At 72.9% G+C, this 24,257-nt stretch carries 18 protein-coding genes; 11 read left to right on the forward strand and 7 right to left on the reverse strand.

Annotated features, from left to right (window positions below; translation table 11 throughout):
• Nucleotides 1-120: 120 nt before the first annotated feature.
• Together ACIQWA_RS08660 and ACIQWA_RS08665 are read right to left on the reverse strand one after the other, a co-directional pair.
• Nucleotides 121-2,049 carry a phosphatase PAP2 family protein gene (locus ACIQWA_RS08660; protein WP_402479974.1) on the reverse strand — a complete coding sequence of 643 codons (1,929 nt, stop codon included), beginning with the start codon at nt 2,047-2,049 and terminating at the stop codon, nt 121-123.
• Between the two features lie 181 nt (nt 2,050-2,230).
• A complete protein-coding gene (locus tag ACIQWA_RS08665; protein ID WP_402479977.1) occupies nt 2,231-3,601 on the reverse strand; it encodes a jacalin-like lectin in 1,371 nt (456 codons plus the stop codon).
• A 643-nt stretch (nt 3,602-4,244) separates the two neighbouring features.
• Here ACIQWA_RS08665 and chvE point away from each other — a divergent pair.
• The 3 genes from chvE (at nt 4,245) to mmsB (ending at nt 8,235) form a co-directional block, all read left to right on the forward strand.
• A complete protein-coding gene (chvE, locus tag ACIQWA_RS08670; RefSeq protein ID WP_360229200.1) occupies nt 4,245-5,339 on the forward strand; it encodes a multiple monosaccharide ABC transporter substrate-binding protein in 1,095 nt (364 codons plus the stop codon).
• Nucleotides 5,340-5,448: 109 nt separating this feature from the next.
• Nucleotides 5,449-6,996, forward strand: coding sequence for a multiple monosaccharide ABC transporter ATP-binding protein (gene mmsA, locus ACIQWA_RS08675; protein ID WP_402479981.1), 1,548 nt, complete (start codon nt 5,449-5,451; stop codon nt 6,994-6,996).
• 3 nt (nt 6,997-6,999) lie between these two features.
• Nucleotides 7,000-8,235 carry a multiple monosaccharide ABC transporter permease gene (mmsB, locus tag ACIQWA_RS08680; protein WP_402479984.1) on the forward strand — a complete coding sequence of 412 codons (1,236 nt, stop codon included), beginning with the start codon at nt 7,000-7,002 and terminating at the stop codon, nt 8,233-8,235.
• 124 nt (nt 8,236-8,359) lie between these two features.
• Here the strand turns inward: mmsB and ACIQWA_RS08685 are convergent, their stop codons facing one another.
• Together ACIQWA_RS08685 and ACIQWA_RS08690 are read right to left on the reverse strand one after the other, a co-directional pair.
• Complete coding sequence (locus tag ACIQWA_RS08685; RefSeq protein ID WP_402479986.1) at nt 8,360-8,857, reverse strand: hypothetical protein; 498 nt, start codon at nt 8,855-8,857, stop codon at nt 8,360-8,362.
• A 117-nt stretch (nt 8,858-8,974) separates the two neighbouring features.
• On the reverse strand, nt 8,975-10,024 hold the full coding sequence (locus ACIQWA_RS08690) for a LacI family DNA-binding transcriptional regulator (RefSeq protein ID WP_402479989.1): 1,050 nt from the start codon (nt 10,022-10,024) through the stop codon (nt 8,975-8,977).
• A 380-nt stretch (nt 10,025-10,404) separates the two neighbouring features.
• On the opposite strand from ACIQWA_RS08690, the gene ACIQWA_RS08695 reads away from it, so the two are divergent.
• From ACIQWA_RS08695 to ACIQWA_RS08710, 4 genes are all read left to right on the forward strand, one after another.
• The gene (locus ACIQWA_RS08695) at nt 10,405-12,972 is read left to right on the forward strand and encodes an RICIN domain-containing protein (RefSeq protein WP_402480861.1); all 2,568 of its coding nucleotides are present in this window, start codon (nt 10,405-10,407) and stop codon (nt 12,970-12,972) included.
• Between the two features lie 142 nt (nt 12,973-13,114).
• Nucleotides 13,115-14,140 carry an expansin EXLX1 family cellulose-binding protein gene (locus ACIQWA_RS08700; RefSeq protein ID WP_402479992.1) on the forward strand — a complete coding sequence of 342 codons (1,026 nt, stop codon included), beginning with the start codon at nt 13,115-13,117 and terminating at the stop codon, nt 14,138-14,140.
• Between the two features lie 134 nt (nt 14,141-14,274).
• Entirely contained in the window at nt 14,275-14,805 is a 531-nt protein-coding gene (locus tag ACIQWA_RS08705; RefSeq protein ID WP_360229182.1) for a SigE family RNA polymerase sigma factor, read from the forward strand.
• An 11-nt stretch (nt 14,806-14,816) separates the two neighbouring features.
• Entirely contained in the window at nt 14,817-15,605 is a 789-nt protein-coding gene (locus ACIQWA_RS08710) for a hypothetical protein (protein WP_402480864.1), read from the forward strand.
• Between the two features lie 94 nt (nt 15,606-15,699).
• Here ACIQWA_RS08710 and ACIQWA_RS08715 read toward each other — a convergent pair whose 3' ends face one another.
• From ACIQWA_RS08715 to ACIQWA_RS08725, 3 genes are all read right to left on the reverse strand, one after another.
• Nucleotides 15,700-17,727 (reverse strand): fructose-specific PTS transporter subunit EIIC, encoded by a 2,028-nt coding sequence (locus tag ACIQWA_RS08715; protein ID WP_402479995.1) that lies wholly within the window; start codon nt 17,725-17,727, stop codon nt 15,700-15,702.
• A 131-nt stretch (nt 17,728-17,858) separates the two neighbouring features.
• On the reverse strand, nt 17,859-18,818 hold the full coding sequence (gene pfkB / locus ACIQWA_RS08720; protein WP_402479998.1) for a 1-phosphofructokinase: 960 nt from the start codon (nt 18,816-18,818) through the stop codon (nt 17,859-17,861).
• Complete coding sequence (locus ACIQWA_RS08725; protein ID WP_360229170.1) at nt 18,815-19,576, reverse strand: DeoR/GlpR family DNA-binding transcription regulator; 762 nt, start codon at nt 19,574-19,576, stop codon at nt 18,815-18,817. The genes pfkB and ACIQWA_RS08725 overlap by 4 nt, the downstream gene beginning before the upstream one ends.
• A gap of 348 nt (nt 19,577-19,924) precedes the next feature.
• On the opposite strand from ACIQWA_RS08725, the gene ACIQWA_RS08730 reads away from it, so the two are divergent.
• The 4 genes from ACIQWA_RS08730 to ACIQWA_RS08745 all read left to right on the forward strand — a co-directional run bounded on the left by ACIQWA_RS08730 (nt 19,925) and on the right by ACIQWA_RS08745 (nt 24,208).
• On the forward strand, nt 19,925-20,200 hold the full coding sequence (locus ACIQWA_RS08730; RefSeq protein WP_350503014.1) for an HPr family phosphocarrier protein: 276 nt from the start codon (nt 19,925-19,927) through the stop codon (nt 20,198-20,200).
• Nucleotides 20,197-21,855, forward strand: coding sequence for a phosphoenolpyruvate--protein phosphotransferase (gene ptsP, locus ACIQWA_RS08735; RefSeq protein ID WP_402480001.1), 1,659 nt, complete (start codon nt 20,197-20,199; stop codon nt 21,853-21,855). The genes ACIQWA_RS08730 and ptsP overlap by 4 nt, the downstream gene beginning before the upstream one ends.
• 321 nt (nt 21,856-22,176) lie before the next feature.
• Nucleotides 22,177-22,527, forward strand: a complete 351-nt coding sequence (locus tag ACIQWA_RS08740; RefSeq protein WP_402480003.1) for a hypothetical protein — start codon at nt 22,177-22,179, stop codon at nt 22,525-22,527.
• Between the two features lie 217 nt (nt 22,528-22,744).
• Nucleotides 22,745-24,208 (forward strand): SulP family inorganic anion transporter, encoded by a 1,464-nt coding sequence (locus ACIQWA_RS08745; protein ID WP_402480005.1) that lies wholly within the window; start codon nt 22,745-22,747, stop codon nt 24,206-24,208.
• The last annotated feature ends 49 nt before the right edge of the window (nt 24,209-24,257 follow it).

The following is a 24,257-nucleotide window of genomic DNA, read 5'->3' on the forward strand; positions in this document are numbered from 1 at the left end:
CGCCACTACGGCAACAGGGCTGCGCTCACCGTGACCGCGCCGGCCCGCTCGTCCGGCTCGACCTGGTCGCGGCCACGGCCATGGGCTCCCGCCTCGGATTCCGGGGGTACGGAGGTGAGTTCAGCAGCGGGTCAGGCGCACCGCGAGGCCGTCACGGGTGTACAGCGGCGTCGCCCGGTACCCGTCCGTGTCGACGGTGACGCGGGCGAACCCGCCTTGCAGGGTACGCGCGTTGAGCACCGGCAGCACCACGTCCCCGTCCAGTTCGAGGTCCTCCGCCGGCCGCAGGAGAAGTTCCGCGCCCTGACCTATCGTCACCCGGCCCGCGACCGTCAGCGCCGGGGCGTGGCAGTGGTGGAGCGTCAACTCCAGGCGTGCGCCGGCCGACTGCAGATAGTCGCCGTGCAGCCGGAGGGGCCCCCGTTCGGCGTCCACCCGCAGGGTGCCGCCGCGGACCTGGACGCCGCCGCGGCCGAGGGCGTCCCGGGAGCCGGCCGCGAGGACTCCTGCCGTCACCACGGTGGTGCCGGTGTAGCGGTTGGTGCCGGTCAGGGTCAGCGTGCCGGTGCCGCGCTTGGTGAGGCCGCCGGGTCCGCCGATGTCGTTGCGCCAGGAGTCGGCCGCGCAGAACCCGCCCTCGGCGGCGTTCAGGTCCACGGTCACGTCCTGCTCGAACGCGCCGTACCCGTCGGCCGCGGCGAACAGGTCGAGCCGGCCCCACATCTCCGGGCCGTCCAGCAGGACGTAGCCGGAGGGCAGGGCGGTGGTGCGCAGCACCTCGCGGCGCTGGGCGGCGTCGAGATAGGGCAGGCGGGTCTCCAGCAGGACTTCGGCGCCCTTGGGCACGCTCATCGGGACGCTGTGGCCGCTGCGGCGCAGGACGTACGTCAGCCGCGGGGTGACCAGTTCGGCGTTGACCTCGCGGTCGGCGTACGGGTCCTCGGCCGGGGCGGCCCGGTGGGCGTAGGCGTACAGGGTGTCGGCGGTGGTGCCGGTCTTCGCCCGGAAGTACGCGGCGGCCTGGCTGCGGGCGGCGGCCTTGAGGGCGGCGTTGCGCGGGTCGGCGAGGGTGGCGGCGGCGAGCGCGGTGGCGAGCGTGCGGCCCCCGATGACGTCGAGCGGGGAGTGCATGCCGGCGGTGATCCGGGTGTGGCTGAGCTCGAAGGCCCGGGTGACCAGCTCCTGGAAGCGCTCGGGCACCGCGTACGCGAGCGCCAGTGCGGCCAGGTGGAAGGCGTTGGTGTGACCGCTCACGAAGCCGCCGTCGTCGGCCGGGGAGGTGCCGCGCTGGCGCAGCAGTTGGGGGGCGACGACGACGTCCGAGTCGTAGACCGGGAAGCCGAGGGCGTCGGTGGCGCCGGTGTCGACCACCGCGCTGTCCTCGTTCAGGCGCCAGGGGCGCGGGTACCGGTAGGCGTACTTGGCGGGGTTGCCGGAGGCGTACGGTCCGCGGAGCGTGTTGACGAGGGCGACCACCTGCCCCAGTTCCGAGTCGACGGCCCCGGGGCCCAGCGCGGAGCCGGCGGGCGCGTCGGCGGGGACGGCGTCGTCGACCTTGGCGGGCGGGGTGGTGTCGGGCGCGGTGGTGATCGAGGTGACGGCGCGCGCGCCGGTCCGGTACAGGTCGGCGAGCGGGCCGAGGCCGGCGATGACGGCGTAACTCTGGTGCTGGCGGTCGTAGATGAACGCCTCGCGGGCCTGGGCCTCGGTGCGCTCGGTGGTGACCTCCACGCAGTAGTCCACGTTGGCGCGCAGGACGTCGGCGAGCAGCGGCGAGCCGTCGTTCCAGGACGTGCCGGTGTGCCAGATCCGGTTCATCCCGGTGAGGATGCGCACGGCGGCGTTCCCCTCCGGGGTGAGGTCGGCCATCGTGTTGGTCGGGTAGGAGTCCACGAAGGCGGCGCCCTGGGCGGGGCCGGCCGGGGCGGCGGCGGCCCGCTGCGGTGCGCCCAGCAGGCTCAGGGCCGCGGGCCCGGTGAGGAGGGCGGCCGAGGTGCCCGCCGAGGTGCGCAGGAAGCGGCGGCGGTCCAGGGTGCGCTGATCGTTCATGGGGTTCTTCCTGCGGTGGTGGGCCCGGCGGGCGGGAGCGGTGGTTCGGAAGCGGTGTTCGGGAGCGGCGTTCGGGAGCCGCGTTCAGGAGCCGCGTTCAGGAGCGGTGTTCGGGAGCGGTGTTCGGGAACGGAGGGTCCCCGGCCCGGTCGGCGGCCCGGGCCGGGGAGGTTCGGGGCGGTCAGCGGCGGGTGAGCAGGAAGCCGAGCTTGTCGACCTCGTCCCCGGCGCGTCCCTGGAACCCGGCGATCTGCCAGCCGGCGGGCGCGGTGCGGGTCACGCAGTCGCCGGTGGTGGTGCCGCCGGCCAGGGAGCGGCCCAGGTTGGTGGTGAAGGAGGCGTAAAAGATGCGGGTGTGCCCGTCGCGCGAGCCCTGGCAGAGCGTGGCCGCGCTCAGGTACTCGTCGCTGCCCAGGGTGAGGGAGGAGGCGGTGCCGCCGGAGCCCCCGTGCGTGAGGGTGGTGCCGTCGGCGAGGGTCAGGCCGACCTGGTCGACCCGGGCGCCGGAGCGCAGGCTGACGGTGGTGGCCCGGGCGCCGGGGGCGACGCGGTCGATGTCGTCGTAGAAGTCGCCGTGCGGGCCGCCGAACTGCTCGCTCGCCAGGTAGGCCTGGTTCCGGCTCCAGGTGAAGCCGACCGCGACCGGGTCGTGGTCGCTGAGCATCCTGCCGGAGCCGTCGAGGAAGTCGGCGTGCTTGTTGGCGTACGAGGTGGCGGTGAGTGAGACGAGCGGGCTGCTGCGGTACAGGACCTTGTCGACGATCTCGCAGGTGTCGGTGGGCGCGTTCTGGTCGCACAGCAGCGGGTCGGCGCCGCGGGCCGGCGCCACGCCGCCGCGCTCGAGCTGCACCCACGCGTCGGTCAGCCCGTTGTCGGCGGCGAAGGCGCCGATGGTGTCGTCGGCGCGGGTGTAGCGCGTGTTGGTGTCGCCCATCACGACCACGGCGTTCCCGGCCGAGTGGGTCCTGATGTAGCCGGTGAGCTGCGCCAGGTTGGCGGCACGCGCGGTCTCGTCGCCGGGGTTCGTGCCCGCGTTCGCGTGGAGGTTGTAGAAGTCCACGTACACGCCCTCGGCCATCCGGGTCCGCATGAAGGTGAAGCCCTTGGGGGTGAGGCAGTCACCGGAGTCCAGCTGGCAGTCGTTCCACTTGACGCGCTCGAAGTCGTCGGCGTCGTAGGCGAGTCCGGACAGGGTGTTGAGGCCGCTGCCGATGCCCGCCCCGCCGCTGGTCGCCGTGCGGTACGGGTGTGCGTCGGCGGCGTACAGCGCAGCGTGGTAGTTGAAGTCCTCCTGGACGTGCACGACGTCGTACGGCCCCAGCCGCTGGCCGATGGCGGTGGTGCTGCTCTGCCGCTCGGTGGGGGCGCTGTTCACCGGCTGCGGGAGCCCGGCGACGTTGTACGTCAGCACGGAGAACGACCCGCCCCCGGCGTCGGCCTGCGCGGCCTGCGCGGTGGGCGCGCCGACCAGGCCGCCCAGCGCGGCAGCCGCGCCGAGCGCGCCCACGAGGACGGAGCGGAGGAGGGGATGGCGGAGGCGGGACTTGGACATCGGTGTGCTCCGTTCGGAGTACGGCGTCGGGATCCGGTGCCCCGGAGCGTACGAGCGGACCGTGATCGCGTCAACCAGGTCGCCACGCCCACAAACCGCCTCTGACCTGCTGTTTTACCAGGCCATGCCAAGCTAGCCGGCAATGTTCTGTTAGCGTTAACAGACTGTTCTCGCCCCTACTTCCAGCCCGTCAGCCCGATCCTCGACGCCTACGGCCCGGCCCTCGCCACCAGCTGACCCCGGACCGCACGGCGCCCGCTCCCCGTCCGCCGGCGAGAGGCGGCCGCCTCGGCGTCGTGCCCGCGCGGACGCCCACCGACGTCCTCGCCCCGCACGAGGAAGCCCTCCGGACAGACGCCGGATCGACATTGACGGCCTGTTTGTCGCCCCTTCGATCCACCCTCGTCCAACCGTTCGTATCCGGACGGACCCGACCCCGGGACACCGCGACCGAACGGTGACCCAAGGCCCCTTGACGACGCTGTTGTGAGCGTTAACACTTCATTTCACGCCAGGCCAGAGCTACTGCCACCCCAACGTCCACCGCGCGAGGGACCGCTCCGGCCCCGGCCCGCTCGACCACTCCCAGCCGCCCAGTCAGGGGCGCGCTGTCCCGGTCGCGGAACATCACCATGGAGGAACTGTGCGGAAGCTTTCAGCGGGCCTCGTCGCAGCGGGCCTGACGCTCTCGTTGGCGGCCTGCGGGCAGAGCGCCAACGGAGTCGGCGACGGGGCGGCCAAGGGCGACGCCAAGGGAGGGCTCATCGGCATCGCGATGCCGACCAAGTCGTCGGCCCGCTGGATCGACGACGGCAACAACATGGTCAAGGAGTTCCAGGCCAAGGGCTACAAGACCGACCTCCAGTACGGCGACAACGTCGTGGAGAACCAGGTCTCCCAGGTGGAGAACATGATCACCAAGGGCGCCAAGCTGCTGGTGATCGCCGCCATCGACGGCTCCTCCCTCACCAACGTGCTGCAGAAGGCCGCCGACGCGCACATTCCGGTCATCTCCTACGACCGGCTGATCCGGGGCACCCAGAACGTCGACTACTACGCGACCTTCGACAACTACAAGGTCGGTGTCCTCCAGGGCGGGTACATCGCCGACAAGCTCGGACTCAAGGACGGCAAGGGGCCGTTCAACATCGAGCTGTTCGCCGGCTCGCCGGACGACAACAACGCGACCTTCTTCTTCAACGGCGCGATGAGCGTCCTCAAGCCGTACATCGACCAGAAGAAGCTGGTCGTGCAGAGCGGCCAGACCGACTTCAACCAGGTCGCCACGCTGCGCTGGGACGGCGGCCTCGCCCAGTCCCGGATGGACAACCTGCTCAGCAAGGCCTACACCTCGGCCCACGTCGACGCCGTGCTCTCGCCGTACGACGGCATCTCGATCGGCATCATCTCCTCGCTCAAGGGCGTGGGCTACGGCAGCGCCAAGTCCCTGCCCGTCGTCACCGGCCAGGACGCCGAGCTGGCCTCGGTGAAGTCGATCATCGCGGGCGAGCAGACCCAGACCGTCTACAAGGACACCCGCCAGCTCGCCAAGGTCGCCGTCCAGATGGGCGACGCGCTGCTGACCGGCGGGAAGCCCGAGGTCAACGACACCACCCAGTACAACAACGGCGCGAAGGTCGTTCCGGCCCAGCTGCTCCAGCCGGTGAGCGTCGACAAGGACAACTACCAGAAGGTCCTGGTCGACAGCGGCCAGTACACCGCTGACCAGCTCAAGTAGCCCCGCGGGGCCCGCTCGACGGGCCCCGCGCCGAACCGGCGGTGCGGCGCCCGGACTCCCCCGGGCGCCCTACGGGCCGCACCGCCCCGAACGATACGGACGCACACCCATGGCTGGACCCGTTCTCGAAATGCGGTCGATCAGCAAGTCGTTCCCCGGCGTCAAGGCACTCTCCGAGGTCAACCTGACCGTGGCGGCCGGCGAGGTGCACGCCATCTGCGGCGAGAACGGCGCCGGCAAGTCCACCCTGATGAAGGTGCTCAGCGGGGTCTACCCGCACGGCAGTTACGAGGGCGAGATCCTCTTCGAGGGCGAGCCCTGCCAGTTCAAGGACATCCGGGCCAGCGAGCAGCGCGGCATCGTCATCATCCACCAGGAACTCGCCCTGGTGCCGTACCTGTCCATCGCCGAGAACGTCTTCCTGGGCAACGAGCACGCCACCCGGGGCATCATCAGCTGGCACCGGACCCTCACCCACGCCGGCGAACTGCTCCGCCAGGTCGGCCTGGCGGAGAGCCCGCACACCCGGATCGCCGACCTCGGCGTGGGCAAGCAGCAACTGGTCGAGATCGCCAAGGCGTTGGCCAAGAAGGTCAAGCTGCTCATCCTCGACGAGCCGACCGCCGCGCTGAACGACGAGGACAGCCGCAAGCTCCTCGACCTGATCCTGGAGCTCAAGGCGCAGGGCATCTCCTGCATCATCATCTCGCACAAGCTGAACGAGATCGCCCGGGTCGCCGACGCCGTCACCATCCTGCGCGACGGGCAGACCATCGAGACCATCGCGATCGGCCCGGAGGGCATCTCCGAGGACCGGATCATCCGCGGCATGGTCGGCCGGGACCTGGAGCACCGCTACCCCGAGCGCACCCCCGACATCGGCGAGGTCGCCTTCGAGATCGACGGCTGGACCGTTCGGCACCCGATCGACCAGCAGCGCACCGTGGTGGACGGCGCCTCGCTGAACGTGCGGCGCGGCGAGATCGTCGGCGTCGCCGGCCTGATGGGCGCCGGCCGCACCGAGCTCGCGATGAGCGTCTTCGGCCGCTCCTACGGGCGCTGGGCCGGTGGCCGGGTGCTGCTGCACGGCCGGGAGATCCGCACCCGGACGGTGCCGGAGGCCATCGGCCACGGGATCGCCTACGTCACCGAGGACCGCAAGCACTTCGGCCTCAACCTGATCGACGACATCAGCCGGAACATCTCGCTGAGCGCGCTCGGCAAGGTCGCCCGGTACGGCCGGGTCGACCGGCACGAGGAGACCAAGGTCGCCGAATCGTTCCGGCGGACCATGAACATCAAGGCCCCGACGGTGTTCACCCGGACCGGCACGCTCAGCGGCGGCAACCAGCAGAAGGTCGTCCTCAGCAAGTGGATCTTCGCCGGGCCCGAGGTGCTGATCCTCGACGAGCCGACCCGCGGCATCGACATCGGCGCCAAGGCGGAGATCTACACCGTCATCGCCGAACTGGCCGCCCAGGGCAAGGCCGTACTCGTCATCTCGTCCGAACTCCCCGAACTCCTCGGCCTGTGCGACCGGATCTACACCATGGCCGAAGGCCGGATCACCGGCGAGGTCGCCCGCGCCGACGCCACCCAGGAATCCCTCATGCGGCTCATGACCATGAGCGCCGCATCCAGCAACGAGCAGGTGTGAGGCATGGCCCAGACCGAGATCATCCCGGACTCCGCCCAGAACGGGCCCGAGCCCGACCCGAGCCAGTCCGTCGGCGCCGCCCTGGCCCGCGCACTGCGCGGCAACGTGCGCCAGTACGGCATGCTGGTCGCCCTGGCGCTGATCGTGCTGCTGTTCCAGATCTGGACCGACGGCATCCTGCTCCAGCCGCTCAACATCACCAACCTGATCCAGCAGAACGGCTACATCCTCATCCTGGCGATCGGGATGATGATCGTCATCATCGCCGGGCACATCGACCTGTCGGTCGGCTCCCTGGCCGCCTTCGTCGGGGCCGCCGCCGCGGTGATGATGGTCGAACACCACCTGCCGTGGCCCGTGGCGATGCTGATCGCGCTGGTGATCGGCGCCCTCGCCGGCGCCTGGCAGGGCTTCTGGATCGCCTACCTCGGGATCCCGTCCTTCATCGTCACCCTGGCGGGCATGCTGCTCTTCCGCGGCGGCACCCAGATCCTGCTGCAGGGCCAGTCGGTGGCGCCGTTCCCCAAGGGCTTCCAGAGCATCAGCAGCGGCTTCCTCCCCGAGGTGGGCCCGCACACCAACTACCACAACCTCACCCTGCTGCTCGGTCTCGCGGTGTTGGCCGTGGCCGTCCTCCAGGAGCTGCGCGGCCGGCGGCAGACCGCCTCGTACGGGCTGGAGGTGCTCCCGCTCGGGCTGTTCCTGGCCAAGCTCGCCGTGATCACGGCGGCCGTGGTCGTGTTCACCCTGCTGCTGGCCAGCTACCACGGCGTGCCGATCGTCCTGCTGATCCTCGGCGCCCTGCTGGTCGGCTTCGGCTACCTGATGCGCAACTCGATCATCGGCCGGCACACCTACGCCATCGGCGGCAACGAGGCGGCGGCCAAGCTGTCCGGCGTGAAGAGCAAGCGGGTCGTCTTCCTCGCCTTCACCAACATGGGCGTCCTCGCCGCACTGGCCGGGCTGGTCTTCGCCGCACGGCTCAACGCCGGCACCCCGCAGGCCGGCATCAACTTCGAGCTGGAGGCGATCGCCGCCGCCTTCATCGGCGGCGCCTCCGCCAGCGGCGGCGTGGGCACCGTGATGGGCGCGATCATCGGCGGCCTGGTGCTCGGCGTGCTGAACAACGGCATGTCGCTGGTCGGCGTCGGCACCGACTACCAGCAGGTGATCAAGGGCCTGGTGCTGCTCGCGGCCGTGGGCTTCGACGTCTACAACAAGCGCCGGGCCGGTTCCTGATCCGGTGAGCGACGCGGCAATCCGTTGAGCGACGCGGCAGGACGGGCACGGTGCGGCGGCACCGTGCCCGTCCTGCCGCGTTCAGCCTCTTGTTCAATCGTCGAGTACAGCATCGCCGCGCCGGTCAGACCCCCTCGCCGTCCCGGCGCTCCAGCCCGGCCGCCCGGGCGCGCGCCCGGGCCGCGTGGGAGGCGATCAGCAGCGCCAGCCGCTTGGACCGACGGACGTGCACCAGGACCAGTGGCTCCTCCCTCCCGCGGACCAGCAGGGCGACGGTGGTGTGGTGGAACGTCGACACCTCCCGGCGGCCGCTGCGGTGGGTCTCCGCGTAGCCGGGGCGGTAGCTGACGTCCAGGATGTCGGCCCAGCCGAGCAGCATCGGGTCCGGCGTGCGGGCGAAGCGCAGCCGCACGCCCTCCGGGCGCACCTCGACGCTCCGCAGGCCCACGCTCGGCGGAAGCTGACCAATGATCACCAGGCCGCCCAGCACGACCGCGTCGACCACCAGCCCCTGCCACAGGATGCCGTGGTAGATCAGCAACCAGAAGAGCAGGACCAGGGCGATGAAGGCCCACTTCCAGACCGCCGGCGGAACGTAACGGCGGACGTGGTGAACGCTCACAGAGCCACCCTTGGGCATCGCCTGCGACATGACTTCCCCACAACCCAAACGTTTGGCCCAATCGTTTGGGTTGGATGATAGGCAGGTTCGACCGAAGGCGCCAGAGGCCGGAACTCCTCAGCTGGACCGGTGAAGTGACGGCCCGAAAGCCGTTCCGCTGGAGGCCCGCTCCACCAGCTCGGGCGCGAGCCGCCGGGAGCGGGCGGGCGCGCCGCCGATCCGGCGCAGCAGCTCCCGCACCGCCACCCGGCCCTGCTCCGCCATCGGCGAGCGGACCGTGGTCAGCGCGACCGGCAGCTCGGCGGCGACCGGAGTGTCGTTGAAGCCCGCCACGGCGAGGTCCCGCCCCGGGTGCCTGCCGAGGTCCCGGGCCGCTCCCAGGACCCCGATGGCGGCCAGGTCGTTGACGGCGAACAGCGCCGTGGGACGGCCGTCGGCGGTCAGCAGGGCGGTCGCCGCCTCGCGGCCGCCCGCGGTGTCGAAGGCGCAGTGCCGCACCAGTTCGGGCGGCACCGGCAGACCGGCCTCCGCGTACCGGTCGACGAAGCCGGCGGTGCGGTCGGTGCCGGTGCTGGCGAACGGCTCCCCCGCCACGCAGCCGACCCGGCGGTGCCCCAGCCGCAGGAAGTGCTCGGCGACCAGGCGCCCTCCCCGGTAGTCGTCACAGGTGACGGCCGGAAGCCCGCCGTCGGTACGGCGGTTGACCAGGACGTGCGGCGTGCCCCGGAGCGCCGGGTCCGCCAGGGCGGCGCCGTCCAGGTGCGCGTCACCGATGATGAGGCCGTCCACCCGCCGGCCGAGGACCATCGCGATCCGCTCGCGCTGGCGGACCGGATCGTCCTGGGTGTTGGTGACGAAGGCCGCGAACCCGTGCCGGGCGGCCTCCTCCTCGATGCCCTCGTAGATGGTCGCGACGACGATCTCGGACAGCCGGGCGAACACCACCCCGATCAGGTTGCTGCGCCGGGTCCGCAGACTGACGGCGGCGGGATCGCGCCGGTAGCCCAACTCCTCGGCCAGGTCCCGGACCCGACGGGCCGTCGTTCCCGAGGCGGCCCGCCGCCCGTCGCCTTCGGATCCGTTCAGGACCCTGGAGACGGTGGACACGTCCAGCCCCAGCTGGTCGGCGATCACCCGCAGCGTCACCGGGCGGCTCTCGATACCCATGACCGACTCCCTCTCCTCCACGACCGCCATTGTGCGCGATCACCGCGCGGGCCGTCGGCGGGGGTTTCCACGGCCGGTGGCTGCGCCGGAGGTCGAGCCCACCTCCGAGGTCGAAGCTTTTTTTCGGCGGGCGGCAACCTCCCGCGCGACGGCGGCAACTGACAGGCGACACCGAGGGCGGAACACCCCACGGTTCGTCCGATCCCACCGCCTGCCGCCGCCGCGCGCCCGCCCGTACGACCGGGTGTGGTGCGGCGGCGGGGCCGAAGCAAGGAGTAGCCCCCATGAACGAGACGGATGCCACGGCGGAGGGCCGCGGCCGGAGCGCCCGGGCGGCCGGCAGCGCAGGGCGTGCCCGTGGGCGCCACCGCCGGCGCGCGATGAGCGCGACCGCTCTGCTGCTCGGCGTGCCCGTCGCCGTCGGGTCGTACTTCGTGTTCACCCACGAGGAGTCCCAGGCCGCGACGGTCGACGGCGATGCCTACTACCGGCTGGTCTCCGTGCGCAGCGGCAAGGTGCTGGACGTCGACGCCTTCTCCACCGCCGACGGCACCCGTGTCCAGCAGTGGACGGACCAGGCGACGGCCAACCAGCAGTGGCGGCTGAGGCCCACCGGGGACGGCTACTACGAGCTGGTGAACCGCAACAGCGGCAAGGTGCTGGGCACAGCGGGGGATTCGACCGACCGGACGGCCACCGCCGAGCAGCAGACGGATCGTTCCGCCGCCTCCCAGCAGTGGCGGATCGACGATGTGAGCGGTTCCGACGCCGTCACCTTCACCTCCCGCAGGAGCGGCCAGGTCCTGGACGTCTCCGGAGCCTCCACCGCCCAGGGCGCGGCGGTCATCCAGTATCCCGGCTGGGGCGGGACCAACCAGCAGTGGAAGCTGGTGCGGATGCCCGCGACCGACGGCGCGCAGGCCACCGGACCGTACGTGTGGAAGAACGCCCAGATCGTCGGCGGCGGGTTCGTCACCGGGTTCGTCTTCAACCCCAGCCGCAAGGACCTCCTCTACGCCCGCACCGACATCGGCGGCGCCTACCGCTGGGACGCGGCCGCCGGCCAGTGGACCTCGATCACCGACTGGATCAGCGACTGGAACCTGCTGGGCATCGAGAGCCTGGCGACCGACCCGGTCGACCCGAACCGGCTGTACCTGGCGAGCGGCACGTACACCAACGGCTGGGCGGGCAACGGCTCGATCCTGCGCTCCACCGACCAGGGCAGGACCTTCCAGCGCACCGAGCTGCCGTTCAAACTGGGCGGCAACGAGGACGGCCGGTCGATGGGCGAGCGCCTCGTGGTGGACCCGTCCGATCACAGCAAGCTCTACCTGGGCACCCGCAAGAACGGCCTGTGGCGCAGCACCGACTACGGTGCGACGTGGAGCCAGGTCGGCGCCTTCCCCGTCAAGGACGGCGCGAGCAGCGGGGTCGGCCTGTCCTTCGTGACCTTCGGCCCGGCGGGCAGCAGGACGATCTACGTCGGCGTGGCCGACAAGTCCACCTCCCTGTACCGCTCCACCGACGGCGGCAACTCCTGGCAGGCCGTGCAGGGCCAGCCGACGGGTCAGTTGCCGCACCACGGCGTGCTGTCCGGCGACGGCTCGCTCTACCTGACGTACAGCGACGGTCCGGGCCCGCAGCCGGTGACGGCCGGATCGGTGTGGAAGTACACGCCGTCCACCGGGGCGTGGAAGAACATCTCGCCGTCCAGCGGCCACTACGGCTTCGCCGGTCTCGCGGTCGACGCCGAGCACCCGGACACGGTGATGGTCACCACCCTGAACCGCTGGTACCCCAACGAGGAGCTCTACCGGTCGACCGACGGCGGCGCGACCTGGAAGGCGCTGGGCTCGACCGCCGTGCGCGACGCCTCGGCGGCGCCCTACGTGGGGTCCGGCAGCGTCGGGCACTGGATGGGCGCGCTGGCCATCGACCCGTTCGACTCCGGACACGTCCTCTACGGCACCGGATCGGGCATGTGGCGCAGCACCGACGTGACCGCGGCGGACCGCGGGGGCGCCACCCACTGGACCATCCCCAAGGGGGTGGAGGAGACCGCGACCAACGGACTGATCAAGGCGTCCGGCTTCCCGCTGGTCAGCGCGCTCGGCGACCAGAGCGGATTCCGGCACGACGACCTGACCAAGTCCCCGACCCGGCAGCTGGTCGGGCCGAAGTTCACCACCGCCACGGGCATCGACTTCGCCCAGGCCAAGCCGTCGTTCTCCGTGCGGGTCGGCTCCGGTGGCGAGCAGCACGGCGCCTACTCGACCGACGGCGGAGCGACCTGGTCGCCGTTCGCGACGGCGCCGACGGCCGACGCGGCCGCCGGCTCCACCGCCGTCTCGGCGGACGGGGCCACCGTGGTGTGGACCCCGGAGGGCCAGGTGCCGTTCGTCTCGACCAACCGCGGCACGTCCTGGACGGCGGTCTCCGGCCTGCCCAAGGACGCGCCCGTGGTGGCCGACCGCTCCGCGGCGAACACCTTCTACGCCCTCAGCGGCGGCACCCTCTACGCCAGCACCGACGGCGGCAGGCACTTCACCACCCGCGCCACCGGCGTGGCCTGGGGCCAGCTCAAGGCCGTCCCGGGCGTCGCGGGCGACCTGTGGATCGCGAGCAAGGACGGCGGGCTCCAGCACTCCACCAACGGCGGGGCGAGCTTCACCAAGGTCGCCGGAGTGGACGCGGCGAGCGGCCTCGGCTTCGGCAAGGCGGCACCGGGCGCCGGCTACCAGGCCCTCTACCTCAGCGGGACGGTCAAGGGTGTCACCGGGCTGTTCCGCTCCACCGACGCCGGCTCGACCTGGGTCCGGATCAACGACGACCAGCACCAGTACGGCGGGGCGGTCATCAACGTCATCACGGGCGACCCCGACGTGTACGGGCGCGTGTACTTCGGCAGCTACGGCCGCGGTGTGGTGTACGGCGACCCGTCCTGACCGCGGCGGCCCGGGGCGTGGAGGGCTGCGGAGGGCCGGGGAGGGCCGCGGAGGAACCGGCGACCGGGCGGCAACCTTTCCGCCCGCGGCGGCCACTGACCGGTGCAAGGTCGACTCGATCTACCGAAATGGATTTCTGGACATGAGGGCAACGAAGCACGCCGTCCCCCGGGCACGGCGCGGGCGAGTGCTGGTCATGGGTGTTCCGTTGGCACTGGTGGCCGTCGGGCTGGTGGTGTGCCTGGCCTTCGCGCTCACCGGGGGCGGCGGGAGCGGCTCGGGGCAGCCCGTCGCGGCGGCCGTCGCAGCCACCGGGCAGGCCGTGCCGACCGCCTCCGGCGGCCCTGACGGTGCCACGCCCCCGGAGGCGCTGCCGTCCCCCACCGCCCCGACGCCGTCGCCGTCGCCGTCGGCCGGAACGCCGTCGCCCTCCGCCACCACCTCCGCCTCCTCCTCCGCGCAGCCGTCCTCCTCCCCGAAGCCGTCCTCCTCCGCGACTGCGTCCGCGTCGGCGACCGCCGGCAGCCGTGCGGCCGCCGGCCCGGCATCACTGGCCGGGCGGATCAGGCCCGGTACGAGCTACCAGGGCGTGGCGACCTCCTACGACGCGGCCGACGGCAACGGCGCCTGCTCGTTCGGGCCGTCCGGCGACCTCATGGTCGCGGCGATGAACCACACCGACTACGAGACGTCCGGCGCGTGCGGGGCGTACGTGCAGGTCCGCTCCGCCGGCGGGGCGAGCATCACGGTGCGGATCGTCAACGAGTGCCCGCTGCCTTGCGCCCCCGGGCAGCTCGACCTCAGCCACGAGGCCTTCGCCGAGCTCGCCGACCTCTCCGTGGGCCGCCTCCCGATCACCTGGACGCTGCTGAGCCCGGCGGCGCCGGACAGCATGTCCGTCCGGTACAAGACCGGGTCGAGCCAGTGGTGGTGCGGGATCCAGGTGCTCGGTCACCGGAACCCGGTGGCGGCGCTGGAGGTCCAGGCCGGCGGCGGCTGGCGGAGGTTGAGCCGCACCGACTACAACTACTTCCTCTCCCCCGACGGCAGCGGCTGCGGCGGATCGATCAGGGTCACCGACATCTACGGCGAGCGGCTGACCGTCGACGGGATCGCGTTGCAGCCGGACGTCGTGCAGTCCGCCCACGCCCAGTTCGCACGGCATTGAGCGCACCGACGGCCCGGCAGCCGCAGGTCACGACCCTGCGGGGCGACGACCGCGACGCGGCCCCAGGGCGGGGCCCTGCTAAGCTCACGCCTCTTGTTAACGTTCACATTGCAGGGAGAGGGCGACCGAGGGACATGCTCCTCGATGACGCGTCCGCGGAGTTCCACCACTTCTTCGAACGCCACTACGCCGAACTCGCCCGTCTCGCCCATCTGCTGACCGGCGAGACGGACGCGGCTGACGACCTGGCCTCGGACGCCCTGGTCGCCCTGTGGCAACGCTGGGACCGGCTCCGCGCGGCCGACCACCCGCTCGCCTACGCCCGGGGAGTGGTCGCCAACATGGCCCGGGAGCGGATCCGCAGCGCGGTCCGTGAGCGCCGCCGGGTCCTGCTGTTCTGGTCCCGCAGCCCGAAGAAGACCTCGGGCCCCGACGTCGCGGCGGTCCTGGACGTCCGCGCGGCACTCGCCCGGTTGCCGTTCCGCAAGCGGGCCTGCGTGGTCATGCGGCACGCCTTCGACCTCTCGGAGAAGGACACCGCGGCGGCGCTGGGCATATCGGTCGGTACGGTGAAGAGCCAGACCTCGAAGGCCATGGCCGAGTTGAAGCAGCTGCTCGGCGAACGAGCCGTCGGCGAACTGACGACAGGAAGGAGGAACCGGTGAACGAGGAACCGGTGAACGAGCACATCTCCCGGCAGCTGCGCGAGGCGGCCGAGGCCCATCAGCCCGATCGCGCCAGGATGCTGGCCCGCGTCCAGCGCGGCATGGCCGGTCCCGCCACCCGTCACCGCACCCGGTCGGGTCTGCGGTCCTGGCCCAGGGCCGCCCTCGCCGGGCTGGCCACCGCCGGCATCCTGGCCACCGGCAGCCTCGCCATGGCGGAGCTCGCCCACTTCCCGCTGCCGTCGGAGCCCACGGTCGCCCCGGCCGCGCCCTCCTCCCCCACCGTCCCGCCGGCGCCGGAGCCCTCGACTCCCCCTCCCACCGGGACCCGGGGACCGGCCGCCGCCGCCCCGGCCACCACCACCCCGACCAGCCCGCACCCGAGCCCCTCGGCGAGCGCCCGGGCCCAGAACGGCCCGCTCTGGTCGGCGGGATCGATCAGCCCGCACAGCACCGTCTACTGGAACGAGAACGACCTGATCCTCAGGACCGGCCAGCCGCTCACCGCGCTCACCGTCGAACTGCGCATCGTGCAGACCGGCGGCGTCCGGGACACCGGCAACTGGCGGACGCTGTCGCCCGACGACTTCACGGTCACCGTCCAGGAGTCCGGGGGCGCGCTGGTCTACCGCTGGGTCCTCAAGCCCGGCCGTACCGTACCGGCGGGACAGCACGAGTTCGCCGGGCAGTACAACCACGCCACCGGTGTGCGCGTGACCGCCGGCGACAGCTACCGCGTCGAGGCCCAGTCGGCGGGAGGCACCGCCTCCGTCGGGGGAGGCTTCGCCCCGGCGGGCTGACGGCCTGGGCGCAGCAGGGCGCCCGCTCCATCGAGCGGGCGCCCTGCTGCGCTGGGGCCGGCTGCCGGATCAACGTCCGGGTCCGGCCGCCGGATCAGACGCCGGCCAGCCCCTTCTCGGCGACGGTGGAGTCCACGGCCGCCGGGGCGGCGTCCTTCCGCAGCCCCTTGAGCAGCACGACCACGGCCGTGGTGACCACCGTGCCCGCCACGACCGCGAGCAGGTAGAGGAACGGACTGCCGATCAGCGGGAGCACCCAGATCCCGCCGTGCGGCGCGCGCAGGGTGGAGCCGAAGGCCATCACCAGTCCGCCGGCCGTCATGCTGCCGACGATGTTCGCCGGGATGACCCGCAGCGGGTCCGCCGCCGCGAACGGGATCGCGCCCTCGGTGATGAACGAGGCGCCGAGCACCCAGGCCGCCTTGCCGTTCTCCCGCTCCTCGGGGCTGAACAGCCGCCGCCGGACGACGGTGGCCAGGGCCATGCCCAGCGGCGGGGTCATGCCGGCGGCCATCACCGCGGCCATCACCTTGAGGCTGCCGGCGTCCGGGGTGGTGCCCGCGGTGGTGAGCGCACCGGCGGCGAAGGTGTAGGCGACCTTGTTGAGCGGACCGCCCATGTCAAAGGCCATCATCGCGCCGAGCAGCACGCCGAGCAGGATCGCGTTGGAGCCGGAGAGGCCGTTCAGCCAGTCGGTCAGGCCGTTCATCGCCGAGGCGATCGGCGAGCCGACCAGCACGAACATCAGCAAGCCGACCGCCGCCACCGACAGCAGCGGGATCACCACCACCGGCATGATCCCCTTGACCGCGCGCGGCACGTTCCAGCGGATCATCCACAGCACCAGGAAGCCCGCGGCCAGGCCCGACACGATGCCGCCGAGGAAGCCCGCGCCGACCGCCGCCGAGACGGCGCCGCCCGCGATGCCGGCGGCCAGTGCCGCCCGGTCCGCGATCGCCCAGGCGATGTACCCGGAGAGGATCGGGACCAGGAAGCCGAAGGAGGTCTTGCCGGTCTGGAACAGCATCGCCGCCCAGCTGTGCGAGGAGGTCCAGTCGAAGTGGCCCAGCACGGAGGGCGCGGAGGCGATCTGGTAGCCGCCGATGGCGAAGGCGAGGGCGATCAGCAGACCGCCCGCCGCGACGAACGGGATCATGTAACTGACGCCCGTCATCAGGTACTTGCGCAGCCGCTGGGCCCAGTGCTCACCCGCCGGTGCGCTCACCGCGGCGCCCGGTGCGGTGGCGGGGCGAGCACCTCCGCCGGCCTGGGCGACCAGCCCGGCGGCCTGGGCGATCAGGTCATCGGCGCGGTTGACGGCGGCCTTCACGCCCACGTCGACGGTCGGCTTGCCGGCGAAGCGGGCACGGTCCCGGACCTCGACGTCATGGGCGAAGATCACGGCGTCGGCGGCCGCGATCACCTCGGGGGCCAGCACCGTCGTCCCGGCCGACCCCTGGGTCTCGACCTGGATCCGCACACCCGCCCGGGCGGCGGCCAGTTCGAGGGCCTTGGCGGCCATGTAGGTGTGGGCGATGCCGGTCGGGCAGGAGGTCACCGCGACCAGCCGCAGCCCGGCGCCGCCGGCGGCCGTCTCCGGAGCAGCGGCCGGGTCCGAAGGAGCGGGCGCCTCCGCAGCAGCGGGCGCCTCCGGAGCAACGGTCGGCGCCTCCTCGCCGTTGACCAGCGCCGCGACGGCGCCCGGGCTCTCGGCCTCGCGGAGGGCCCCGGTGAAGGCGGGGTCCATCAGCCGACCGGCCAGCGCGGCGAGGATCTGCAGGTGGGTGTCGTCCGCGCCGGCCGGTGCCGCGATCATGAAGATCAGGTCGGCGGGCCGGCCGTCCGGGGCATCGAAGTCCACGCCCCTGGTGCTCCGGCCGAAGGCCAGGCTCGGCTGGGTCACGTGGGGTGATCTGCAGTGCGGGATGCCGATCCCGTCCCCCATTCCGGTCGGGGCCTGGGCCTCGCGGGCGGCCACGTCGGCGAGGAAGCCGTCGAGGTCGGTCACCCGGCCCTCGGCGACCAACCGCTGGGCGAGGGAGCGGAGAGCCTCGCTCTTGTCCGCGGGGGCGAGGTGGAGATCAACGAGTGCGGGTGTGATCAGTCCGCTGGTGTCGCTCATCGTGTCGATCCTTCAACTGGTGCCTGACAGTGTTCCCTTGCCCCCGGGATTGGTCGCCGTTCCGTCCCACACGGTCGGGCGGGGTGCCTCCGGCAGGAGGCTGTTCTCGATTGCGGAACCAACCGCGAATCTCAACCGCGGAGCGGTCGTTCGAGCGGGATGTCCGCCGTCACGGCCACGGCGGCCCGGTCCAGATCGGCCGGGGTCGGCATGACGCTCCCCGGCAGTTGTACGGCGGCGGCGCCGTGCGCCAGGGCCGCCGCCAGGGCCTCGGGGCCGGTGCCGCCGGCTCCGAGGAAGCCCGCGAGCGAGGCGTCGCCCGCTCCCACGTCGCTGCGGACGGCGGCGACCGGTGCGCTGCCGTACCAGCTGCCCTCCTCGGCGATCAGCAGCATCCCGTCCGCACCGAGGCTGGCGAGGACCTGCTGGGCGCCGCGCTCGCGCAGTTCCCCGGCCGCGTGCACGGCGTCGCCGACGGTGGCGACCGGGCGGCCCACGGCCTCGGCGAGTTCCTCCCGGTTGGGCTTGACCACGTCGGGGCGGGCCGAGAGCGCGGCGAGCAGTGCGGGGCCGGAGGTGTCCAGCGCGATCCGGGCGCCGCCCGAGTGCACCTGCGCGACCAACTCCGCGTACCAGCCGGGCAGGAGGCCGCGCGGCAGGCTGCCGCAGCAGGCCAGCCAGTCGACGCCGTTCCCGGTGCCCCGTCCGGTCTTCTGGGTGTCGCGGACGAGGGCCAGCAGCGCGGCCGACTCGGCTGCACTGAGCTCGGGCCCCGCCGCGTTGATCTTCGTGAGGCTGCCGCCGTCCTCGGCGATCGAGACGTTGATCCGGGTGTCGCCCGCGATGGTGACCGCCGCGACGTCCATGCCCTGGCGGCGCAGCAGGTCGGCGAGCAGCTCGCCGGAGAGGCCGCCCAACGGCAGGACGGCGGTGGTGCGGTGGCCCGCGGCGGTGAGCGCACGGGAGACGTTGACGCCCTTGCCGCCGGGGTCGAGCCGGTCCTGCCCGGCTCGGTTGACCTCGCCGAGAACGAGCGTTCCCAGCTCGTAGGTGCGGTCCAGGCTGGGGTTGGGGGTGATGGTGACGATCATGCGCGGATGACTTCCGGTCCGTGGTTCTCGATCTGGGCGGCCTGCTCGTCGGTCAGCCCGGTGTCCGTGACCAGGACGTCGACCTGGTCCAGCGAGCCGAATCGGGCGAAGTGGCGGGCGCCGTACTTGGAGGAATCAGCCACCAGGACGACGCGTTGCGCACCGGCGAGCATGGCCCGCTTGACGGCGGCCTCGGCGAGGTCCGGCGTCGACAGCCCGCCCTCCGGGGAGAAGCCGTTGGTGGCGACCACCGCGACGTCCGCGTGGATGTCGGCCAGGTCGCGCAGCGCCCAGGCGTCGACGGCCGCCTGGGTGCGATGGCGCAGCCGCCCGCCGACGAGGTGCAGGGCGAGCGAGGGGTGGTCGGCCAGCCGGGCCGCGACCGGGAGGGCGTTGGTGACGACGGTGAGGGCGCAGTCCAGGGGCAGCAGTCCGGCGAGCCGGGAGACGGTCGTCCCGGCGTCCAGGATCACGCTGCCCTCGCCGGGCAGCAGGGCCAGGGCCGCCCTGGCGATGCGCTCCTTCTCGGCCGCGGCCCGGGAGTCCCGTTCGGCCAGGCCGGGTTCCAGGTGCAGGGCGCCGACGGGCAGCGCGCCGCCGTGCACCCGGTGCAGCAGGCCGGCCCGGTCCAGGGCGCTCAGGTCACGCCGGATGGTCTCCTGGGTGACACCGAAGTCCTCGGCCAGCGTCGGCACGTCCACCCGGCCCTGTTCCTGGGCGAGGTGGAGGATCTGTTGCTGCCGCTCGGGTGCGTACATGTGGGATTGGGTCCGTTTCATGTCCGTTTACGCCTGGTGAAGCCCGACCATACGCGCTTCGGACGGAAAAGCAAGGGGCTGTTCCGTCTCTCGTCCACTCCGTGGGCCGATGCCCGAATGTGTTGACATCCCTGCGTGATCGGGCGTAGAACCAATCGAAACAACGCCTTAACGGGCGTGAAACCACAGACTGCCTGGTCCCGCGACCGCCCCCGTACCGCGCGGACCAGGCATCCACCACGGCGGCCCGCGCTTCCCCTGAGCGCGGGCCACCGTGCCCCACCCTCCCGCCGACCCGGCTCCCACTCGGGTCGGCGATCGCATCCACCCTCTCCCTCAAGGACTCCCATGCACTCGACCCAGGTCACCGTCGGCTCCAGCAGCGGTCTGCACGCCCGCCCGGCGTCGCTGTTCGTCCAGGCCGCCGCCGCCCGACAGCCGGTCAAGGTCACCGTCGGCCGCCCGGGCCAGGCCCCGGTCGACGCCCGCAGCCTGCTGTCCGTCCTCGCCCTGGCCGCCCGCTCCGGCGAGGTCCTGGAGCTCACCGCCTCGGGCGACGGGGCCGAGGACGCGCTCCAGGCGCTCGCCCAGCTGCTCGCCTCCGACCTCGACGCAGCGGCATGACCGTCCCGATCCGCGGGATCGGCGTCGGCACCGGCAGCGCGGCGGGCCCGGTCGCCCGGATGGCTCCCCCGGTCCCGCTGCCCGCGCCGAGGGCGGTCGCCGACCCGGCGGCCGAGGCGGCCGCGGTCCGTGCCGCCCTCGGAGCCGTCGTCACCGACCTGGAGCAGCGCGCCGCCCGGGCGAGCGGCCCCGGCGCCGAGGTGCTCGCGGCCCAGGCCATGATGGCCGCCGACCCGGTCCTCGCCGACCGGGCCGCCGAGCTCGCCGAGCAGGGCACCGACGGCGCCCATGCGCTCAGCACCGCCTTCGACGGCTTCCGCGCCGCCCTGACCGCCGCCGGCGGCTACTTCGCGGAACGCGCCCCCGACCTGGACGACCTGCGCGACCGCGGGGTGGCCCACCTGCTCGGCCTGCCCGTGCCCGGCCTGCCCGACCCCGGGCACCCGTACGTCCTGGTCGCCGACGACCTGGCACCCGCCGACACCGCGCTGCTCGACCCCGAACGGGTCCTGGCCCTCGTCACCGTCCGCGGCGGGCCGACCAGCCACACGGCCATCCTCGCCAAGGCCCTCGGCGTGCCCGCCGTGGTCGGCTGCGCCGGCGCCACGGCCCTGGCGGACGGCCGGCAGGTCCTGGTGCACGGCGCGGACGGCGTGGTCGAGCCCGACCCGAGTCCGGAAGCGGTCGAGAGGGCCGCCGCGCGCGAGCGCCGGCACCGCGAGCTGCTGGCCGGATTCCGGGGGCCGGGCCGGACGGCGGACGGCCACCCGGTCGCGCTGCTGGTCAACCTCGGTGCGCCGCGCGAGCTGGCCGGCGCGGCCGCCGTCGACGCCGAGGGGGTGGGCCTGTTCCGTACCGAGTTCCTCTTCCTGGACCGCGCCGAGGCGCCGGGCCGGGCCGAACAGGCCGCCGTCTACCGGCAGGTCTTCGCGGCCTTCGCCGGCCGCCGGGTGGTCGTCCGCACACTGGACGCGGGCGCGGACAAACCGCTGCCCTTCGCCGGCTCCGCCGACGAGGAGAACCCCGCGCTGGGGGTCCGCGGTCTGCGGACGGCCACCCGGGATCCGCACCTGCTGGAGATCCAGCTCGCCGCGATCGCCGAGGCCGCACAGGACAGCACCGCACAGGTATGGGTCATGGCCCCGATGGTGTCGATCCCGCGCGAGGCCGCCGAGTTCGCCGCCCGGGTCCGCGCACACGGCCTGCCGATGGCCGGCGCGATGATCGAGGTCCCGGCAGCCGCTCTGCGGACCGACCGACTGGCCGCGTCCTGCGACTTCTTCAGCGTGGGCACCAACGACCTGGCCCAGTACGCCTTCGCGGCCGACCGGACGCTCGGCACCCTCGCCGAGCTGCTCGACCCGTGGCAGCCCGCGCTGCTCGAACTGGTCGCCACCGCCGCCGCCTCGGCGGCCGAGCACGGCCGTCCGATCGGCGTCTGCGGCGAGGCCGCCGCCGACCCGGCGCTCGCCCTGGTCCTGGTCGGCCTCGGGATCACCAGCCTGTCCGCCGCGCCCGCCTCGCTCCCCGAGCTGCGCGCGGCACTGGCCACCCACACCCTCGCGCAGTGCCGCGAACTCGCCGAGCTGGCCCTGCTCGCCGACGACGCCGACACCGCGCGCCGCACGGTCCTGTCGAGGATCTCCGGACGCTGAACCGCTTTCCGTCCGGCGCCGGGTCGGAGCGCACCCGGCGCCGGGCGGAGGGCCCCGGCCGACACGCGGTCCTGCGTCCGACCGGCTGCCAAGGACCAGCGGATTCATACGCGTTAACGTTCACATCACAGCCGGTTCACCGGTCGCCCGCATTCCGCCCCGCCGGTTCATGGATCACCACCACCCGGCCGGAATGCTTCACCGACCGTTCACGGCATACCGGAACTGGTCCCGCGCCCGCATCCGTCAGAAGTGATGACGGTTCGACAAGTCCCCTGGACACTCCCAGGGGCGCTCCCACGGGCGGGGAAAGGAACGGCGATGTCCTTGGTCAGGAGGGTGATCGGCGCCGCCGCCGTGGCCCTCGTGGCCGCGCTGGGCCTGCTGGTGCTGTCCCAGTCCGCATCCGCCCTCACCCGCGCGGAGTCCGGCCCCCGGATGGTCGCGGAGGCCAAGCTCGTCGAGGAGGCGGTGGTCCCCGAGTGCCCGCCCGGCCTCGGCTGGACGCGCCACCGGACCGTCGAAGTGCCGCGGCAGCAAAGGGAGTTGCACCCGGCCATCGCCGAGGAAGCCGCCGACGACGACAACCCCTCGCCCGCCCGCACCCCCGCCCCGCCGTACGGGGCGCGCAGACAGCCCGGAGCGGCGGTCCTCCAGGTGTTCCGCTGCTGATCGGCGCCGACCGCGCGCGCACGCTCACCGACGGTGGCGACACCCCGGACGGGTGACCCACCGCCCCGCCACATCCCGGCAGTCCACGACGGCCCACGGCAGTGATTTCCGCCTGCCGGCGCCGCCGCGCTCCGCGCTGCCCCCGTACCGAGCGAGCGTTGCACGGTCCCGAAGTGACCCAGTGGCCGACAACCCAACTCCCCGGATGAGGGCTCCCATGCGCATCCCCACACTCAAGTACGACCTGACCGCCTCGCTCGTCGTGTTCCTGGTCGCCCTCCCGCTGTGCGTCGGCGTCGCCGTCGCCTCGGGCGTGCCCGCCGAACTCGGCCTGATCACCGGCATCGTCGGCGGCCTGGTCACCGGCGCGCTGCCCGGCAGCAGCCTCCAGGTCAGCGGCCCGGCGGCCGGGCTGACCGTCCTGGTCGCCGAGACCGTGCAACGGTTCGGCCTGCCCGCCCTCGGCCTGGTGGTCGCCGCCACCGGCCTGCTCCAACTGCTGCTGGGCGCGCTGCGCTGGGGCCGCTGGTTCCGCGCGATCTCCGTCGCCGTGGTGGAGGGCATGCTGGCCGGCATCGGCCTGGTCATCATCGCCGGGCAGCTCTACGCGATGGCCGACCAACCGGCGCCCGCGAGCGGGATCGACAAGCTCCTGGGCCTTCCCGGCCTGCTCGCCCGGCTCGTCTCCTCGCCCGCCGCCGGCCACTCCTTCGCGGTCGGCGCCGGCACCATCGCGGTGATCGTGGTGTGGCAGCGGCTGCCCGCCCGGGTGCGGGTCGTCCCGGGCGCGCTGGTGGCCGTGCTGCTCGCCACCGGCGCCGCCTGGCTGCTGCACCGCCCGCTGAAGAAGGTCGAGGTCAAGGGCCTCCTCGACGCCGTCCAGCCGCCCGGCAGCGGGGTGTTCGAGCAGCTCACCCCGGCCCTGCTCCTGACGGTCGTGGCCTTCACGCTGGTCGCCTCGGCCGAGAGCCTGTTCAGCGCGGCGGCCGTCGACCGGCTGCACGACGGACCGCGCACCGACTACGACAGGGAACTGATGGCGCAGGGCGCGGGCAACGCGCTCTGCGGCGCCCTGGGCGCCCTGCCGATGACCGCGGTCATCGTCCGCAGCGCCGCCAACGTCCAGGCCGGCGCCCGGACCAAGGCGTCCCGCGTCCTGCACGGCGGGTGGCTGCTGCTCTTCGCCGCACTGCTCCCGGCGGCACTCGGCGTCATCCCCGTCGCGGCGCTCGCCGGGGTGCTGGTGCACGCCGGGTTCAAGCTCCTGCCGTTCGAGCAGTTCGGGCCGTTGTGGCGCGAGCACCGGGCGGAGGCGCTCGTCCTCGCGGCCACCGCCGTGGCCATCGTCACGGTCAACATGTTCGAGGGCGTGCTGATCGGCCTGGGCCTGTCGGTCGTCAAGTCGGCCTGGGAGACGTCCCGCCTGCACGTGGCGACGGAGGAGCAGCCCGGTGGCACCGTCCGGGTCCGACTGACGGGCAACGCCACCTTCCTCCGGCTGCCCAAGCTCCTGGACACCCTGGAAGCGCTGCCCGCCGACCGCGTCGTGGAGCTGGACCTCTCCGGGCTCCGGCACCTCGACCACGCCTGCCAGTCCGCACTGACCACCTGGACCGAGCGTCACAACGCCCGGGCCCCGGAGGCCGTGCGGCTGATCCCGGCGCCGGCCGGTCGGACCTGACCCCGTCCGCGGTGCTCGCCGTCAGGCCACCGGAGCGCCGGTGCTCGCC

The organism is Kitasatospora sp. NPDC098652 (assembly GCF_044760155.1).
In the GTDB taxonomy this organism is placed as follows: domain Bacteria; phylum Actinomycetota; class Actinomycetes; order Streptomycetales; family Streptomycetaceae; genus Kitasatospora.